The following is a 17,497-nucleotide window of genomic DNA, read 5'->3' on the forward strand; positions in this document are numbered from 1 at the left end:
TGCCGGCCGTGGCGATCTCTGCGACAATCGCGGCATTGGCACGAATTCTAACGTATGCGCCGCTATTCCACGACCGCCGAGCCCGCCCCCACGGAGCCGGCCAATGCACTGTTCAAGGGCGCCGGTGCGCCCCGCAGCGACTGGCAGACCGTCCGCAACCTGCTGCCCTACGTCTGGCACTACAAGTGGCGCGTGATGCTGGCGCTGACCTGCCTGGTGGCCGCCAAGGTAGCCAATCTGGGCGTGCCGGTGCTGATGAAGAAGCTCGTCGACGCAATGGACATCAAGCCAGGCGACGCCACGGCGCTGCTGGTGGTGCCGGTGGGCCTGATCATCGCCTACGGGGTGCTGCGGCTGTCGGGCTCACTGTTCACGGAGTTGCGTGAAATCCTCTTTTCGAAGGTGACGCAAAGCGCGGTCCGGGAGATCGCGCTGCAAGTTTTCCGGCACCTGCACGCGCTGTCGCTGCGGTTCCACCTGGAGCGGCAGACCGGCGGCATGAGCCGCGACATCGAGCGCGGCACCCGTGGCATCCAGTCGCTGATTTCGTACTCGCTGTACAGCATCCTGCCGACGCTGGTGGAAATGTCGCTGGTCATCGGCTTCTTCTTCCTGCATTACGACATCTGGTTCGCGGCCATCACGCTGTGCGCGCTGGTGGGCTACATCGCGTTCACGATCGTCGTGACCGAGTGGCGCACGCACTTCCGGCGCAAGATGAACGAACTGGATTCGCGCGCCAACCAGAAGGCCATCGACTCGCTGCTGAACTTCGAGACGGTCAAGTACTTCGGCAACGAGGAATACGAGGCGCGCCGCTACGACGAGAACCTGCGCACGTATCGCACCGCGGCCATCCGCTCGCAGAACTCGCTGTCGTTCCTGAACTTCGGTCAGCAGGCCATCATCGCCACGGGCCTGATCCTGATCCTGTGGCGCGCCACGGTAGGCGTGGCGGCCGGCAAGCTCACCCTGGGCGACCTGGTGCTGGTGAACACGCTGATGATCCAGCTGTACATCCCGCTCAACTTCCTGGGGGTGATCTACCGCGAGATCAAGCAGGCCACCACCGACATGGACCGCATGTTCGTGCTGCTGGGCACCCACCAGGAGGTGGCCGACAGCCCCGACGCGCCGCCGCTGCGGGTCAGCGGTGCCGAGGTGCGCTTTCGCCACGTCGGCTTTGGCTACGAATCGAATCGCGTGATCCTGCACGATGTGGATTTCACGATTGCCGCCGGCACCACCACGGCCGTGGTCGGCCACAGCGGATCGGGCAAGTCCACGCTGGCCCGGTTGCTGTTCCGCTTCTACGACGTGACGCAGGGCGACATCGAGGTGGACGGCCAGGACATCCGCCGCGTGCGCCAGTCCACGTTGCGCGCGTCGATCGGCATCGTGCCGCAGGATACGGTGCTGTTCAACGACAGCATCTACTACAACATCGCCTATGGCCGGCCAGAGGCCACGCGCGAGGAAGTCATCGCCGCCGCCCAGGCTGCCCAGATCGACCATTTCATCCGCGAACTGCCGCAGGGCTACGACACGCCGGTGGGCGAGCGGGGCCTGAAGCTGTCTGGCGGCGAGAAGCAGCGCGTAGCCATCGCCCGCACGCTGCTCAAGAATCCGCCGATCCTGGTGTTCGACGAGGCCACATCGGCACTGGACTCGCGCACCGAGCAGGCCATCCAGGCCGAACTGATGCGGCTGGCGCAGAACCGCACCACGCTGCTGATCGCGCACCGGCTGTCCACCGTGGTCCATGCCGACCAGATCCTGGTGATGGACCACGGCCGCATCGTCGAGCGCGGCACCCATGCCGACCTGATGCGTGCCAACGGCCGCTACGCCGAGATGTGGCAGATCCAGGCGCGCAACGCCGCCCAGGGTTCGCCCGATGCCGACGCGCGCGACGTCGAGGTGGGCGACGCCACGCAGGACGCCTGACGATTGTCGACAATTGCTGTCGGCAACGCATGCCGACAGCGGGCCGCGCACAATCATGGTTCGTCAATGCACCGCGCGCACGCCTTGCGCCGGTGCATGACGTGGTGGTGAAAAGCTGGCACGTCCCTTGCGAAAAGTCCCCTCCAGAGAGATCAACTACTGGAGAAGGTTCATGCCGCAAACCCCCTTGCGCCGTCATCTGCTGAAGCTGTGCACCGCGTTGGGCACCACGATGGTGCTGTCGACACTCTGCGCAGGCACCGCGCAGGCGCAGGCCCCCACGAAGATCCGCTTCCAGCTCGACTGGCGCTTCGAAGGCCCGTCGGCGCTGTTCCTGCTGGGCGAGCAGAAGGGCTACTACAAGGCCGAAAAGCTCGACGTGGCCATCGACGCCGGCAACGGGTCGGGCAACGTGGTCAACCGCGTGGCCTCGGGCACGTACGACATGGGCTTTGCCGACCTGGCGTCGGTGATGGAGTTCTACGGCAACAACCCCGACGCGAAGAACCGCCCCGTGGCCGTGATGATGGTCTACAACAACACGCCGGCCGCCGTGCTGGCGCTGAAGAAGTCGGGCATCAAGGCGCCGAAGGACCTCGCCGGCAAGAAGCTCGGCGCCCCGGTGTTCGACGCCGGCCGCCGCGCCTTCCCGATCTTCGCCAAGGCCAACGGCCTGCAGGCCGGGGCGTTCAACTGGCAGGCGATGGACCCCACGCTGCGCGAGACCATGCTGGCGCGCGGCGATCTGGACGCCATCACCGGCTTCTCGTTCACGTCGATCCTGAACCTGAATGCGCGCGGCGTGAAGGACGAGGACATCGTGGTGCTGCCGTACCCGCAATACGGCGTGAAGCTCTACGGCAACGCGGTCATCGCATCCGAACAGTTCCTGAAGAGCAACCCCGAGGCCGTCAAGGCCTTCCTGCGGGCGTTTGCGAAATCGGCGAAGGACGTGATCGCGCGGCCCGAAGACGGCGTCAAGGCCGTCAAGGCGCGCGACGGGATCATCGACGAGAAGCTGGAACTCCGCCGTCTGAAGATCGCGCTGGACAGCGTGGTGAAGTCGCCCGACGCCAAGGCCGAAGGCTTCGGCCGCGTGAGCAAGCCCCGCCTGTCGCTGATGGCCTCGCAGGTGGCCGACGCGTTCGGCACCAAGGGCCGCATCAATCCCGATGGGCTGTGGACCGACGCCTACCTGCCTTCGGCCGCCGAACTGGACGTATTGCGATGATGGCGCGCGAAGCCCTGATGCCCGCCTCGGGCACGCCGGTCGGCGAGCAGCCCGCCAAGCCGTTCGTCGATTTCAATCGCGTCTGGCTGGCCTACGACGACGAACTGGCCCGCCGCGGCGAGTTCGCGGTCGAGGATATCTCGCTGCAGGCGCGCGAAGGCGAATTCATCGCCATCGTCGGGCCGTCGGGCTGCGGCAAGTCCACGTTCATGAAGCTGGCCACCGGGCTGCGGCCGGCCACGCGCGGCGCGGTCAGCATCAACGGTGCCAAGGTGACGGGGCCGCTCAAGCAGGTGGGGATGGCCTTCCAGGCCCCTACGCTGCTGCCGTGGCGCACCACGCTCGACAACGTGATGCTGCCGCTGGAGATCGTCGAGCCGTACCGGTCGACCATGCGCAAGAAGCGCTCGGAGTATGTGGAGCGCGCCCGTGCGCTGCTGAAGACGGTGGGCCTGGCCGGCTACGAGGACAAGTATCCGTGGCAGCTGTCGGGCGGCATGCAGCAGCGTGCGTCGATCTGCCGCGCGCTGATCCACGAGCCGCGCATGCTGCTGCTGGACGAGCCGTTCGGCGCGCTCGACGCCTTCACCCGCGAGGAACTCTGGTGCGTGCTGCGCGACCTCTGGCAGGCGCAACGCTTCAACGTGATCCTCGTCACCCACGACCTGCGCGAGGCTGTGTTCCTGGCCGACACGGTCTATGTGATGAGCGCGCGCCCGGGACGGATCGTGCTGCGCCGCGAGATCGACCTGCCGCGTCCGCGCCCGCTGGACATTACCTATACCGAACCGTTTGCCGAACGCGTGCACGAACTGCGCGAGAAGATCGGCCACAAGCCCGGCAACCACACTGACAACGCGGGACGGCCCTGAACATGACGACGATGTCCTCTCTCCAGGCGAAGCGCGTACAGCGCGTCGCCCCGTGGATTCTGCTTGGCGCCTGCCTGCTGTTGTGGCAGGGGGCGTGCCTGGTCTTCGACGTATCCGACTTCATCCTGCCCAGCCCGTCTTCGATCGTGGCGTCGCTGTTCGAGTATGCCGGCGTGATCGCCGGGCACGCGTGGCGTACGTTCTGGACCACCATGGTCGGCTTCGGCGTGGCCATCGTGGTGGGCGTGGTGCTGGGCATGCTGATGGGCTCGTCGCGGCTGGCCTACGCGGCAACATACCCGCTGATGACGGCATTCAACGCGCTGCCCAAGGCGGCCTTCGTGCCAATCCTGGTGGTGTGGTTCGGCCTGGGCGCCGGCCCGGCCATCCTGACCGCGTTCCTGATCTCGTTTTTTCCGATCATGGTCAACATCGCCACGGGGCTGGCCACGCTGGAACCGGAACTGGAGGATGTACTACGTGTGCTGGGCGCCAAGCGGCGCGACGTGCTCATCAAGGTGGGCCTGCCGCGCGCGCTGCCGTTCTTCTTCGCGTCGCTCAAGGTCGCCATCACGCTGGCGTTCGTGGGCACCACGGTGTCGGAAATGAACGCGGCCAACGAAGGGATCGGCTACCTGCTGGTGTCGGCCGGATCGGCGATGAAGATGCCCCTGGCCTTTGCCGGGCTGGTGGTGATTGCCGTGATGGCGATGGTCATGTACGAGCTGTTTGCCGTGCTGGAAAAGCGGATGACAGGCTGGGCGCATCGGGGCTGATCGCGCCGCACCGTCCCACCGGGCCGGGACGGCAACAAGCCACCGCCATCTTTGGACGGATGGCGATTGTTGGCGCGTGGGCCGATACCTAGAGTTGTGGACGTCGGGGCAACGTGCCCTGGCCGTCCATCAACCAAAAACTCAAGGTTCGACCATGCCAAGAAAAAGCCAGATTTGCCGGCGAGCGGCGGCTTCGTCCGCGGCGCTGGTGTTGCTGCTGTCATCCGCGGCGAATGCCATGGCAGATTCGCCAGAACGCCCCAGCGATTGCAGCGCGATCGAGCGGTGGCAGCAGAAGAGCGAGTATCCGCTGGGAAGCTGCGTGACCTACGGCAGGTACATCTGGGCCAATGACGCCCATGCCGAAGCCGGGCAACGGCCTGGCGCCGATGACCGGCGGTGGTACAAGATCGGCGACAACACGCTGGACGACCTGAACGTGGTGGTCGCCCCCGGCGCGGCTGCGCAGCCGACGGTCTTTACCTACACCGCCGAGGCGCCGTGGCAAGGCTCGCGCGTCCAGTTCGTCGCCAAGGGCACCCAGCGCAAGCAGGTCGTCGCGGTCCCGCGGGACGGCTATACCGCGCTGAAGGTGCTGGCGAGCATGGAAGGCGACGCCTATGGAAACCGCGTCTATCCGCTATGGCTGCGTGCGCAGCGCAATGTCAGCGGCTCGGGGCAGGAAGGCACCCTGGGCCAGCTGGAGGCCGCCGGCGGGCATGCCGGTCGCGGCACGCTGATCGTCTGGTACGACCCGGCCGACAATCCCGGGCTGCAGTCCGGCGGACGATACCGGACCAAGCCGGGCATGCGTCTGGTCATCGACGCCATCGGCACCGATCTGCCGAAGCAGCCGAAGATCGGCACGTTCCGGCTCGGTGTCGATGTCGTGCATTCGCCGAAGTAGCCCCCAGGCGCTACGCGTAGTCCAGCGGTAGCGCCGTCGTGTACTTGATCTGCTCCATCGCGAAGCTGGAACTGACATCGGCCAGTTCCACGCCCTGGATCAGCTTCTTGTACACGGCGTCATAGGCGGCGATATCGGGCACCACCACGCGCAGCAGGTAGTCGGTGTCGCCCGCCATGCGGTAGAACTCGGTGACTTCCGGAATCGATGCCACGAGGTCGTGGAAGGTCTTCAGCCATTTCACGTTGTGCTGGCTGGTGCGGATCGACACAAAGACGGTCACGCCCACATTGAGCCGGGCGGCATCGAGCAGCGCCACGCGCTTGCGGATCACGCCGGACTCTTCCAGCTTCTGTACGCGGCGCCAGCACGGCGTGGAGGTCAGGCCGACGCGTTCACCGATGTCGGCAACGGGTACGGAGGCATCTTCCTGCAGGATGCCCAGGATCTGGCGGTCATAGCGGTCCATCGTTGTCAGGTACGGTAAGGTGGGTGGGCGCCAGCCGCCGGCCACCCTGCCAGGGCGGATGTCAGCTGACGATGGTATCCACCAGCAGGTTCACGCCGGTGGCAATGCGGTCCTGGTCCACGCCGTAGATGTGCAGTGACACGGCCACCGCGTGGCTGTCGTTGCCCAGTGCGTGGATATGCTGCAGGCCGGCCGGCACGCTGAACGTGTCGCCTGCCTCGCGCGTCGCGGCGCCGGTCTGGCTGGCCGTGCGATTCTCGCAATTCCAGCGGTAATGCCGTTCGGACAGCGTGCCGCGCAGCACCCGGTATGCGCACCAGGTGCGATGGCCGTGCACCGGGCTGTGCTGGCCCGGGCGCCAGACCAGCACCATCACCGAAAAACGCTCGTAGGGATCGGCATAGACCAGATAGCGCGTGTAGTTGTCTGGGCTGCCTTCGAGCGCCCCGGGCGGCAGGCTGGCCAGCAGCGTGTCCGCGTCGGGCAGGCTGGCCGCCACGTGCGCGGCGACCATGCGGGCGCTCTGCGAGAGCGTGGCTTCCATGCCCGAGGCCAGCGAGGACAACGGGGACGGCGTGGAACGGATGGGGGATGCGGCGGCTTCCATGGCGGGCGCGTTCTTCTTGATGTGCGATATGTGCGATAGCGTTCATCTTAAAAGCGCGTCCGGAGCACCAGCATGCGAAATGTCGTCCCAAGTTGCTCTGCATTGTAATTACATTCCAATAAATCGCAACTTTGGAGAATGTTTTTGCGGACTGCGCCGGCGTTGCTCCATCAGGCGATAATCCGCGCCATGGAAATCAAATGGCTTGAAGACTTCGTCAGCCTGGCCGAGACGCACAGCTTCTCGCGCTCGGCGGAACTGCGGCATGTCACGCAACCGGCGTTCTCCCGGCGTATCCAGTCACTGGAGGCCTGGGTGGGCACCGAGCTGATCGACCGGTCGAGCTATCCCACCAGTCTGACCGAGGCCGGCAAGGTGTTCTACGAACAGGCGCTGGCGATGCTGGCGCAGGTCAGCGAAACGCGCGCACTGATGCGCGGCCAGCGGTCGGCCAACGCGCAGGTGCTGGAATTCGCGGTGCCCCACACGCTGTCGCTGACATTCTTCCCGGAATGGCTCAAAGGCGTGGAGCGCAAGCTGGGCACGCTGCCATGCCGCCTGCGCGCGCTGAACGTCCACGATGCGGTGCTGATGCTGGTGGAAGGTGGCTGCGACCTTGTGATGGTCTACCACCATCCGCGTCAGGCCATCCAGCTCGATCCGGCACACTACGACATGCTGGTACTGGGCACGGAACGGCTGTCGCCGTACAGCGTGCCCGACGCCACGGGCCGCCCGCTGTTTCGGTTGCCGGGCACCGACAAGAAGCCGGTGCCGTTCCTCAGTTACACGCCCAATGCGTTTCTGGGCCGCATGGTGGACATGCTGCTGGCTGAGTCCACCGATTCGCTCAAGCTCGACAAATGCTACGAAACCGATATGGCCGAGGCGCTCAAGGTCATGGCGCTGGCGGGCCACGGCATGGCATTTCTGCCAGAAAGCACGGTGCGCGAGGACGTCGCTGCCGGCCGCCTGGTGCGGGCCGAGGCCGCGCGCGGCCTGCCGCAATCGATCGACATGGAAATCCGGCTCTACCGCGAGCGGCCGGCGGAAGGCGGCGAACGGCGCGGCAGCCAGCTCCGGCGCAAGCGCCAGCTGGTGGACAAGGTGTGGGCGACCCTGGTTGCCCCGTCAACGACCGCCTGACAAGGGCCGGGGCACCTCGCCAACGTTATGCAAGTCTTGCATAACCGTCATGTGGTGAATGAGCAAACGGCATTGGATTCGGGGAAGGGGGCGCCGATATGCTCCGTGTCACCTTCACTCGGAAACCAACGATGTCTTCCGCAGCACCGACGCAAAACGTCTCCAATGCTCACGCCCTGCCTTCGTACCTGAACGCCGACAATCTCGGTCCCTGGGGCATCTACCTGCAGCAAGTCGACCGTGTCACGCCCTACCTGGGCTCGCTGGCACGCTGGGTTGAAACCCTGAAGCGCCCGAAGCGTGCGCTGATCGTCGACGTACCCATCGAACTGGACAACGGCACCATCGCCCACTTCGAGGGCTATCGGGTGCAGCACAACCTGTCGCGCGGCCCGGGCAAGGGCGGCGTGCGCTTTCACCAGGACGTGACGCTGTCCGAGGTGATGGCGCTGTCGGCGTGGATGTCGGTGAAGAACGCGGCCGTGAACGTGCCGTACGGCGGCGCCAAGGGCGGCATCCGCGTGGACCCGCGCACGCTGTCGCACGGCGAGCTGGAACGCCTGACGCGCCGCTACACCAGCGAGATCAACCTCATCATCGGGCCGACCAAGGACATTCCGGCGCCGGACGTGAACACCAACGCCCAGGTCATGGCCTGGATGATGGATACCTACTCGATGAATTCGGGCAGCACCGCCACCGGCGTGGTGACCGGCAAGCCGATCTCGCTGGGCGGTTCGCTGGGCCGTCACGAGGCCACCGGCCGTGGCGTGTTCGTGGTCGGTTCCGAGGCTGCCCGCAACCTGGGCATGGACGTCAAGGGAGCACGCGTGGCCGTGCAGGGCTTCGGCAACGTGGGCGCCGTGGCCGCCAAGCTGTTCCATGAGGCCGGCGCCAAGGTGGTGGCGGTGCAGGATCACCGCACGACGCTGTTCGACCCGGCTGGCCTGGACGTGCCGGCGATGATGGAATACGCGTCGCACAGCGGCACGATCGAGGGTTATCGCGCCGAAGTCATCAAGGGCGACCAGTTCTGGGAAGTCGACTGCGACATCCTGATCCCGGCCGCGCTGGAAGGCCAGATCACGGCCGAGAACGCGCCGAAGATCACGGCGAAGCTGGTGATCGAGGGCGCCAACGGCCCGACCACCCCGCAGGCCGACGACATCTTGCGCGAGCGCAATATTCTGGTCTGCCCGGACGTGATCGCCAACGCCGGCGGCGTGACGGTGTCCTACTTCGAATGGGTGCAGGACTTCTCGAGCTTCTTCTGGACCGAAGAGGAAATCAACGAACGCCTGGTACGAATCATGCAAGAAGCCTTCCGGGCGATCTGGCAGGTTGCCCAGGACAACAAGGTCACGCTGCGTACGGCCGCGTTCATCGTCGCCTGCTCGCGGATCCTGCAGGCGCGCGAAATGCGCGGTCTGTATCCATGATGCAGGCGGGTCAAGGAACGGGACGCCAGGGCTGCTGCAACGCAGCAAATCTGGCCCGCATCCTGATTCACTGAGAAACGGCGACCGGACTTGTTCCGGTCGCCGTTTTTCTATTGAAGCCGCTTCCGGAAACTTGCAATCCGACGTTGGCAGTCGTGTCTCATTTTGGCGCATTGCCGCGAAACGCTGCCTGAAATGGCACCAGTTAGGGGAAAAACCCGTTGTCTTGGGTGACGAGCTAAGCAATACTGTTTCGCCGGCGGGACTGTCTGTTACAGTCGCGCCTTTCTCTCTTCATGGTCAAGGAGATGTTATGAATGTTGCCAAGTTGGCCGGCCTGATGATTGCGGCAGGCATGCTGTGCGCGAGCGCACAGGCAGCCGAGCCGCTGACGGGTACGCTGCAGAAGATCAAGGATACGGGTGTCATTACGCTGGGTGTGCGGGACTCTTCGATTCCGTTCAACTACAACCTGGGCGGTGTGCGCCAGGTAGGCTATTCCTACGATATCAATATGAAGATCGTGGAAGCCATCAAGGACCAGCTGAAGCTCCCGAACCTGCAGGTCAAGGAAATCCCGATCACCTCGCAGAACCGCATCACGCTGCTGCAGAACGGCACGATCGACATCGAGTGCGGCTCGACGACGAACAACCTCGAGCGCCAGAAGCAGGCCTCGTTCACCACCAGCATCTTCATCATCGGCACGCGCATCATGGTGAAGAAGGACGGCGGCATCAAGGACTGGGCCGACCTGAAGGGCAAGAACGTGGTGACCACGGCCGGTACGACGTCCGAGCGCCTGCTGCGCAAGATGAACGACGACCAGAAGCTGGGCATGAACATCATCAGCACCAAGGACCATGGCCAGTCGTTCCTGACGCTGGAATCGGGCCGTGCCGTGGCGTTCATGATGGACGACGCACTGCTGTACGGCGAGCGCGCCAAGGCCAAGAACCCGAACGACTGGATCGTGGTGGGCAAGCCGCAATCGCGTGAATCGTACGGCTGCATGATCCGCAAGGACGACGTGCCGTTCAAGAAGCTGGCCGACCATGTGATCACCGGCCTGATGAAGGACGGCTCGATCAACCAGATGTACACCAAGTGGTTCCAGCAACCGGTGCCGCCGAAGGGCCTGAACCTGGACTTCCCGCTGTCCGAAGACATGAAGGCGCTCTTCAAGAACCCGAACGACAAGGCACTCGACTGATCTGCGCGATTGGAGCAGTGCGAAACGGAAGGAGCAGTCCTTCCGTTTCTTTTTGAGGACGCACTATGGATTACATTTTTCACTGGGGAGTCTTCCTCGAGCAGGCCGCCGCCAACGAGACGTACCTGGACTGGATGATTTCCGGTCTCAAGGTGACGATCGCGCTGGGCCTGTCGTCGTGGGTGATCGCGCTCGTCATCGGCTCCGTGCTCGGTGTGCTGCGCACCGTGCCGAACAAGTGGCTGTCGGGTTTCGCCGCCACCTATGTCGAGATCTTCCGGAACATTCCGCTGCTCGTGCAGCTGTTCATCTGGTATTTCGTCGGTCCGGAGCTGCTGCCCGGCGGCGAGGCCATCAAGCAGATGAACCCGTTCACGCAGCAATTCCTGGCCGCCATGATCTGCCTGGGCACGTTTACCGCCGCCCGGGTTTGCGAACAGGTGCGCTCGGGTATCAATTCGCTGCCGCGCGGTCAGAAGAACGCCGGCCTGGCCATGGGCTTCACCCTGTCGCAAACGTATCGCCACGTGCTGCTGCCGATGGCGTTCCGCGTCATCGTGCCGCCAATCACGTCCGAATTCCTGAACATCTTCAAGAACTCGGCCGTGGCGTCGACGATCGGTCTGCTGGAACTGGCCGCGCAAGGCCGCCAGCTGGTGGACTACACCGCGCGCCCGTATGAATCGTTCATCGCGGTCACGCTGCTGTACGCGCTGATCAACTTCACGGTGATGTTCCTGATGCGCTGGGTGGAACGCCGTACCCGCGTGCCGGGCTTCATCGGCGGCAAGTAAGGAGCTGGAACATGGCATACGAATTCGATTTCAGCTCGATCAACGCATCGACCCTCCACGTGCTCGGCGAGGGCATGATGGTGTCGCTGAAGATCACCGTGACGGCCGTGATCGTCGGCATCGTCTGGGGCACGATCCTGGCGATGATGCGCCTGTCGTCGAGCAAGCCGCTGAACTGGTTCGCGCAGGGGTACGTGACGCTGTTCCGGTCCATCCCGCTGGTGATGGTGCTGTTGTGGTTCTTCCTGATCATCCCGCAGCTGCTGCAGAAGGTGTTCAATCTGAACGCCGCGTCCGACCTGCGCATGACGTCCGCGCTGATCGCGTTCTCGCTGTTCGAGGCCGCGTACTACTCGGAAATCATCCGCGCAGGTATCCAGAGCGTATCGCGCGGACAGATGTTCGCCGCGCAGGCGCTGGGCATGACCTATGGCCAGACCATGCGCCTGGTGGTGCTGCCGCAGGCGTTCCGCAACATGGTGCCGCTGCTGCTAACGCAGGGCATCATCCTGTTCCAGGATACGTCGCTGGTCTACGTGAGCGCGCTGGCGGACTTCTTCGGCCAGGCCTACGGCATTGGCGAGCGGGATGGCCGCATCGTGGAGATGCTGCTGTTCGCCGGCCTCGTGTACTTCATCATTTGTTTCTCCGCTTCGCTGCTGGTCAAGCGTTATCAGAAAAAGGTGGCCGTATGATCGAAATTAATAACGTTTCCAAGTGGTACGGCGCCTTCCAGGTGCTGACGGACTGCACGACCCAGGTCGCCAAGGGTGAAGTGGTGGTGGTGTGCGGCCCGTCGGGCTCGGGAAAGTCGACGCTGATCAAGACCGTGAACGCGCTGGAGCCGTTCCAGAAGGGCGACATCCTGGTCGATGGCACGTCGGTGGGCAACCCGAAGACCAACCTGCCCAAGCTGCGCTCGCGCGTGGGCATGGTGTTCCAGAACTTCGAACTGTTCCCGCACCTGTCGATCACCGAGAACCTGACCATCGCCCAGATGAAGGTGCTGGGCCGCTCGAAGGAAGAGGCGACGGCCAAGGGCCTGAAGTACCTGGAGCGCGTGGGTCTGAAGAGCCAGGCATCGAAGTATCCGGGCCAACTGTCGGGCGGCCAGCAGCAGCGCGTGGCCATCGCCCGTGCGCTGTCGATGGATCCGATCTGCATGCTGTTCGACGAGCCGACGTCGGCGCTTGACCCCGAAATGGTCAACGAAGTGCTGGATGTGATGGTTCAGCTGGCGCAGGAAGGCATGACCATGATGTGCGTGACCCACGAAATGGGCTTCGCCCGCAAGGTGGCCAACCGCGTGATCTTCATGGACGCCGGCAAGATCGTCGAAGACTGCCCGAAGGAAGAGTTCTTCGGCAACATCGACGCCCGCTCGGAACGCGCCCGCCAGTTCCTGTCGAAGATCTTGCACCACTGAAGCAGACCGCTGGTTTGCTCCCCTCTCCCGCTGCGCGGGAGAGGGGTTGGGGGAGAAGGCAAGGGTGCGCAAAACCGACAGCCTTTTCCGGGGCTTGCGTGCTGGAACAAACCGACGGCTTCGCTTCAGCGTGGCTCGTTGGTAGCCCACCCCTCTCCCGCACCCTCTACCCCTGAGGGGAGAGGGACCCAAGACCTCACCATCTGTCACCCCTTGGGCGTGTTCGACGGCGTTGGCCATCCAACAACAAGCCGCCCCTCGATCGTGAGGCAGCTCGCGGACACCCGATCCCCTTCAAGTACACGCCGTATTGGCCGCGTTCTTCGCCTGGACTTCCGGCGGGATCGGTACCGTCCACGTCATGGTGGGCCTGCCGTCCTCGAACATGATCAGCTCACCCGGGGAAAACTGGGTCCACGTCTCGTTGTCGGTCAGCGGCGCGGTGGCAATCACCGCCACGCGGTCGTCCGGCGTGGTGACCTGCGAGAAGTCGATCGACAGGTCGGCATCGATCAGATGGGCCTTCGAAAACGGCCATTGCCGCACGATGTAGTACAGCCGCGTGGAGCAGTGCGCGAACAACGCCTGCCCGTTGCATAGCAAAAAATTGAAAACGCCATGCAGCGTAATGTCGCGGGTAATGTCGGCCAGGGCATGGCCCAGCTCGTTGAGCGGTGGCTGCGACCCTGGAAATCGCTTTCTCAGGCCCTGCATCAGCGTGCAGAAGGCCAGTTCGCTGTCGGTATCGCCCACGGGCTGGTAGACCCCGGACAGGAACGGCGTGAAGCCCTTCAGGTCGCCGTTGTGGGCAAAGATCCAGTGCCGGCCCCATAGCTCGCGCATGAATGGGTGGCAATTCTCCAGCAGCACCGTTCCCTGCGTGGCCTTGCGGATATGGGAGATGACGTTCTTCGACTTGATCGGGTAGCGTTTGATCAGGTCCGCCACCGGCGACGTACCGGCCGACTGGTTGTCGATGAACAGGCGGCAGGCCTTGTCCTCGAAGAACGCCACGCCGAAACCGTCGGCATGATGGTCTGTCACGCCGCCGCGGGCGGCGAAGCCGGTAAAGGAAAACGTCACGTCGGTGGGCGTGGCGCAGTTCATGCCTAGCAGCTGGCACATGGCGAGGGCACCGTGCGGCAGGGGGCTGCCGCTTTGCAATAGAATGCAGACATTATCATGCGCGTGCCCGATGCTGCCAAGCCGGGCGCCCGCGCCCCCCGCCACCTCGCCCTTCCCAGCCATGAGTCAATACAAGATCGCTGTCATTCCCGGAGACGGAATCGGAACGGAAGTGATGCCGGAAGGCATCCGTGTCATGGACGCCGCGGCGCGGCGCTTTGGCATCGACTTCCAGTGGGACCACTTCGACTTTTCCAGCTACGAATACTATGAGCGCCACGGCAAGATGCTGCCGGACGACTGGTTCGACACGCTGGTCAAGTACGACGCCATCTACTTCGGCGCGGTGGGCTGGCCGCAGAAGATCGCCGACCATGTGTCGCTGTGGGGGTCGCTGCTGCAGTTCCGGCGCTCGTTCGACCAGTACGTGAACCTGCGGCCCGTGCGTCTCATGCCGGGCATCAAGAGCCCGCTGGCCGGCCGCAAGCCCGGCGACATCGACTTCTACGTGGTGCGCGAGAACACCGAAGGCGAGTATTCCAGCATCGGCGGGCGGATGTTTCCGAATACCGACCGCGAGATCGTGGTGCAGGAAACGGTGATGAGCCGCCACGGCGTGGACCGCATCCTGAAATTCGCGTTCGAACTGGCGCAAAAACGACCCAAGAAGCATCTGACGTCGGCCACCAAGTCCAATGGCATCTCGATCACGATGCCGTACTGGGACGAGCGCGTGGAGGCCATGGCCGCCAACTACCCCGGCCTGAAGGTCGACAAGTACCACATCGACATCCTGACCGCGCACTTCGTGCAGCACCCGGACTGGTTCGACGTCGTGGTGGCCAGCAACCTGTTCGGCGACATCCTGTCAGACCTGGGCCCGGCCTGCACGGGCACGATCGGCGTGGCGCCGTCGGGCAACATCAATCCGGACAAGGTCTATCCGAGCCTGTTCGAGCCGGTGCACGGCTCGGCGCCCGATATCGCCGGCAAGGGCATCGCCAACCCGATCGGCCAGATCTGGTGCGGCGCGATGATGCTGGAACACCTGGGCCACGCCGAGGCCGGCGCCGCCGTGCTGCAGGCCATCGAAAAGGTGCTGGCGGCCGGGCCGGGACATGCGCCGCTGACGCGCGATATTGGCGGGACCGCCTCCACGGCCGATCTGGGCCAGGCCATCGCGGAGGCACTGTGAACTTCCAGGGCTGCCCCCGTACCTTGCTGCTCGAGAGCTTCCGCGCCGCCGTGGCGGCCGCCGATCCGCTGGAAATCGTCGCCAGCCACCTGCCGCCGCCCCATGCCGGCGGCCGCACGCTGGTGGTGGGCGCCGGCAAGGCGGCCGCGTCGATGGCGCTGGCGGTCGAACGGGCCTACGCCGGCCACGCCACGCTCGAAGGCGTGGTGGTCACGCGCTACGCGCACGGCCTGCCGACCGCGCATATCCGCGTGATCGAGGCCGGCCATCCGGTGCCCGATGAAGCCGGCGAGCAGGCCGCGGCCGACATCCTGGCGCAGGTGCAGTCGCTGGGCCCCGACGACCGGCTGATCGTGCTGGTATCGGGCGGCGGATCGAGCCTGCTGTCGCTGCCGGCCGAAGGTATTCCGATGGCGGACCTGAAGGCCACTACCCGCGAATTGCTGCGCTGTGGCGCGCCGATCACCGACATGAATATCGTGCGCAAGCATGTCTCGCGCATCCAGGGCGGACGGCTTGCGCAGGCCAGCCGGGCGCCCGTGACCACGCTGATCGTGTCCGACGTGGCGGGCGACGACCCCAGCGCGATCGCATCGGGGCCGACCGTGCCCGACCCCAGCACCTATGCCGATGCGCTGGCAATCCTCAAGCGTTACGGCGCTACGGTGCCGGCGACCGTCCAGGCGCACCTGGATCGCGGCGCACGCGGCGAGATCGCCGAAACGCCAAAGCCGGGCGATCCACTGTTCGCCCGTGTGGACAATCGCATGATTGCCACGGCCCATGGCAGTCTGGCCGCCGCCGCCGCGCAGTTCCGCCGCCAGGGCATCCAGCCCGTGCTGCTCGGCGATACCGTGACCGGCGAGGCGCAGGAGGTGGCGCGCGTCTACGCGGCACTGGTGCGCGAGATTCGCAAGTACAATGCGCCGTTCTCCGCGCCGGTGGTGCTGATCTCGGGCGGTGAATGCACGGTCACATTGCCCAGCGGTGCGTCGGAAGGGGCCCGCGGCGGTCGCTGTTCGGAATTCCTGCTGTCGCTGGCGATCGAACTGGACGGCGCGGCCGATATCCATGCGATCGCGGCCGATACCGACGGTATCGACGGGTCCGAGGACAATGCCGGGGCGCTGCTCGGCCCCGATTCCCTGGCCCGCGCCGCAGCGGCCGGTGTCTCGGCACGGCAGAAGCTCGACACGCACGATGCGTGGGGCTTCTTCGACGCCGTGGGCGACCTCGTGGTGACCGGCCCCACGCGCACCAATGTGAACGATTACCGCGCCATCCTGATTCTCTAAGTTGTGCTTGTCCCCATGACCCAGAAGCTTACGATTACCCGCCCCGACGACTGGCATCTGCACGTGCGCGACGGCGCCGCGCTGTCGGCGGTGCTGCCCGACACGGCGCGCCAGTTCGCGCGCGCCATCATCATGCCGAACCTGAAGCCGCCCGTGACCACGGTCGAGCTGGCCCGTGCCTACCGCGACCGCATCCTGGCCGCGCTGCCGGCCGGTGTGGCGTTCGAGCCGCTGATGACGCTGTACCTGACCGACAACCTGCCGCCCGAGGAAATCGTCGCGGCCAAGGCCAGCGGGTTCGTGCACGCGGTGAAGCTCTACCCGGCAGGCGCCACCACCAACAGCGACGCCGGCGTGACCGATATCCGCCGCTGCTATCCGACGCTGGAAGCGATGCAGCGCGAAGGCATTCCGCTGCTGGTGCACGGCGAGGTGACCGATGGCGACATCGACATCTTCGACCGCGAAGCCGTGTTCATCGACCGTGTGATGAAGCCGCTGCGCCGCGACATGCCAGAGCTGAAGGTGGTTTTCGAGCACATCACCACGCGCGATGCCGCCCAGTACGTGGCCGAGGCCGAAGGCCCCATCGGCGCGACCATCACCGCGCACCATCTGCTCTACAACCGCAACGCCATCTTCACCGGCGGCATCCGTCCGCATTACTACTGCCTGCCGGTGCTCAAGCGCGAAATCCACCGCGACGCGCTGGTCAAGGCGGCCACGTCGGGCAGCGAACGGTTCTTCCTGGGCACCGACAGCGCCCCGCACGCACGCGGCCTGAAGGAACACGCCTGCGGCTGCGCCGGCTGCTACACGGCACTGCACGCGATGGAGCTGTACGCCGAGGCGTTCGACACGGCCGGTGCGCTGGACAAGCTCGAAGCGTTCGCCAGCTTCAACGGCCCGGCATTCTACGGCCTGCCGCGCAACACCGGCACGCTGACGCTGACGCGCGAAGACTGGGAGCTGCCGGCCGAACTGCCGTACGGCGATACCACGCTGGTGCCACTGCGCGCCGGCGAAACGCTGCGCTGGAAGGCGAGCTGAGCGGC

17 protein-coding genes are annotated in these 17,497 nt (G+C 65.0%); 14 read left to right on the forward strand and 3 right to left on the reverse strand.

Annotated features, from left to right (window positions below; translation table 11 throughout):
* The first annotated feature begins 54 nt into the window (after window positions 1-54).
* From AC3FJ6_RS04415 to AC3FJ6_RS04435, 5 genes are all read left to right on the forward strand, one after another.
* Window positions 55-1,947 (forward strand): ABCB family ABC transporter ATP-binding protein/permease, encoded by a 1,893-nt coding sequence (locus AC3FJ6_RS04415; RefSeq protein WP_400391048.1) that lies wholly within the window; start codon window positions 55-57, stop codon window positions 1,945-1,947.
* A 172-nt stretch (window positions 1,948-2,119) separates the two neighbouring features.
* Window positions 2,120-3,178 carry an ABC transporter substrate-binding protein gene (locus AC3FJ6_RS04420; RefSeq protein WP_488770840.1) on the forward strand — a complete coding sequence of 353 codons (1,059 nt, stop codon included), beginning with the start codon at window positions 2,120-2,122 and terminating at the stop codon, window positions 3,176-3,178.
* Window positions 3,175-4,050 carry an ABC transporter ATP-binding protein gene (locus AC3FJ6_RS04425; protein WP_488770841.1) on the forward strand — a complete coding sequence of 292 codons (876 nt, stop codon included), beginning with the start codon at window positions 3,175-3,177 and terminating at the stop codon, window positions 4,048-4,050. Before AC3FJ6_RS04420 ends, AC3FJ6_RS04425 begins: the two co-directional genes overlap by 4 nt.
* A 2-nt stretch (window positions 4,051-4,052) precedes the next feature.
* On the forward strand, window positions 4,053-4,826 hold the full coding sequence (locus AC3FJ6_RS04430; RefSeq protein WP_488770842.1) for an ABC transporter permease: 774 nt from the start codon (window positions 4,053-4,055) through the stop codon (window positions 4,824-4,826).
* 238 nt (window positions 4,827-5,064) lie between these two features.
* Window positions 5,065-5,733, forward strand: a complete 669-nt coding sequence (locus tag AC3FJ6_RS04435; protein WP_488770843.1) for a hypothetical protein — start codon at window positions 5,065-5,067, stop codon at window positions 5,731-5,733.
* A 10-nt stretch (window positions 5,734-5,743) separates the two neighbouring features.
* Here the strand turns inward: AC3FJ6_RS04435 and AC3FJ6_RS04440 are convergent, their stop codons facing one another.
* Together AC3FJ6_RS04440 and AC3FJ6_RS04445 are read right to left on the reverse strand one after the other, a co-directional pair.
* Window positions 5,744-6,202 carry an Lrp/AsnC family transcriptional regulator gene (locus AC3FJ6_RS04440; protein WP_092595370.1) on the reverse strand — a complete coding sequence of 153 codons (459 nt, stop codon included), beginning with the start codon at window positions 6,200-6,202 and terminating at the stop codon, window positions 5,744-5,746.
* 61 nt (window positions 6,203-6,263) lie between these two features.
* A complete protein-coding gene (locus tag AC3FJ6_RS04445) occupies window positions 6,264-6,809 on the reverse strand; it encodes a cysteine dioxygenase family protein (RefSeq protein ID WP_488770844.1) in 546 nt (181 codons plus the stop codon).
* A 189-nt stretch (window positions 6,810-6,998) separates the two neighbouring features.
* Between AC3FJ6_RS04445 and AC3FJ6_RS04450 the strand changes: the two genes are divergently transcribed.
* From AC3FJ6_RS04450 to AC3FJ6_RS04475, 6 genes are all read left to right on the forward strand, one after another.
* On the forward strand, window positions 6,999-7,955 hold the full coding sequence (locus AC3FJ6_RS04450; protein ID WP_400394323.1) for a LysR family transcriptional regulator: 957 nt from the start codon (window positions 6,999-7,001) through the stop codon (window positions 7,953-7,955).
* 131 nt (window positions 7,956-8,086) lie between these two features.
* Window positions 8,087-9,394 carry a Glu/Leu/Phe/Val family dehydrogenase gene (locus AC3FJ6_RS04455; RefSeq protein ID WP_066739501.1) on the forward strand — a complete coding sequence of 436 codons (1,308 nt, stop codon included), beginning with the start codon at window positions 8,087-8,089 and terminating at the stop codon, window positions 9,392-9,394.
* Window positions 9,395-9,707: 313 nt separating this feature from the next.
* Window positions 9,708-10,607: a glutamate/aspartate ABC transporter substrate-binding protein gene (locus tag AC3FJ6_RS04460; protein WP_153946547.1), complete on the forward strand. Its 900-nt coding sequence runs from the start codon at window positions 9,708-9,710 to the stop codon at window positions 10,605-10,607.
* Between the two features lie 65 nt (window positions 10,608-10,672).
* Complete coding sequence (locus AC3FJ6_RS04465; RefSeq protein WP_400394325.1) at window positions 10,673-11,401, forward strand: amino acid ABC transporter permease; 729 nt, start codon at window positions 10,673-10,675, stop codon at window positions 11,399-11,401.
* 11 nt (window positions 11,402-11,412) lie between these two features.
* Window positions 11,413-12,096: a glutamate/aspartate ABC transporter permease GltK gene (gltK, locus tag AC3FJ6_RS04470; protein ID WP_153946549.1), complete on the forward strand. Its 684-nt coding sequence runs from the start codon at window positions 11,413-11,415 to the stop codon at window positions 12,094-12,096.
* Window positions 12,093-12,827, forward strand: a complete 735-nt coding sequence (locus tag AC3FJ6_RS04475; protein ID WP_153946550.1) for an amino acid ABC transporter ATP-binding protein — start codon at window positions 12,093-12,095, stop codon at window positions 12,825-12,827. The genes gltK and AC3FJ6_RS04475 overlap by 4 nt, the downstream gene beginning before the upstream one ends.
* 294 nt (window positions 12,828-13,121) lie before the next feature.
* Here AC3FJ6_RS04475 and AC3FJ6_RS04480 read toward each other — a convergent pair whose 3' ends face one another.
* Entirely contained in the window at window positions 13,122-13,952 is an 831-nt protein-coding gene (locus tag AC3FJ6_RS04480; RefSeq protein ID WP_153946551.1) for a class II glutamine amidotransferase, read from the reverse strand.
* Between the two features lie 121 nt (window positions 13,953-14,073).
* On the opposite strand from AC3FJ6_RS04480, the gene AC3FJ6_RS04485 reads away from it, so the two are divergent.
* The 3 genes from AC3FJ6_RS04485 to pyrC are packed head-to-tail and all read left to right on the forward strand — an operon-like array spanning window position 14,074 to window position 17,492.
* Window positions 14,074-15,147 carry a tartrate dehydrogenase gene (locus tag AC3FJ6_RS04485; RefSeq protein WP_488770845.1) on the forward strand — a complete coding sequence of 358 codons (1,074 nt, stop codon included), beginning with the start codon at window positions 14,074-14,076 and terminating at the stop codon, window positions 15,145-15,147.
* A complete protein-coding gene (locus AC3FJ6_RS04490) occupies window positions 15,144-16,442 on the forward strand; it encodes a glycerate kinase type-2 family protein (RefSeq protein ID WP_488770846.1) in 1,299 nt (432 codons plus the stop codon). Before AC3FJ6_RS04485 ends, AC3FJ6_RS04490 begins: the two co-directional genes overlap by 4 nt.
* A 15-nt stretch (window positions 16,443-16,457) precedes the next feature.
* Entirely contained in the window at window positions 16,458-17,492 is a 1,035-nt protein-coding gene (pyrC, locus tag AC3FJ6_RS04495) for a dihydroorotase (RefSeq protein WP_488770847.1), read from the forward strand.
* Window positions 17,493-17,497: the final 5 nt, after the last annotated feature.

The sequence above is a fragment of the Cupriavidus sp. 94F1 genome, from assembly GCF_057798875.1.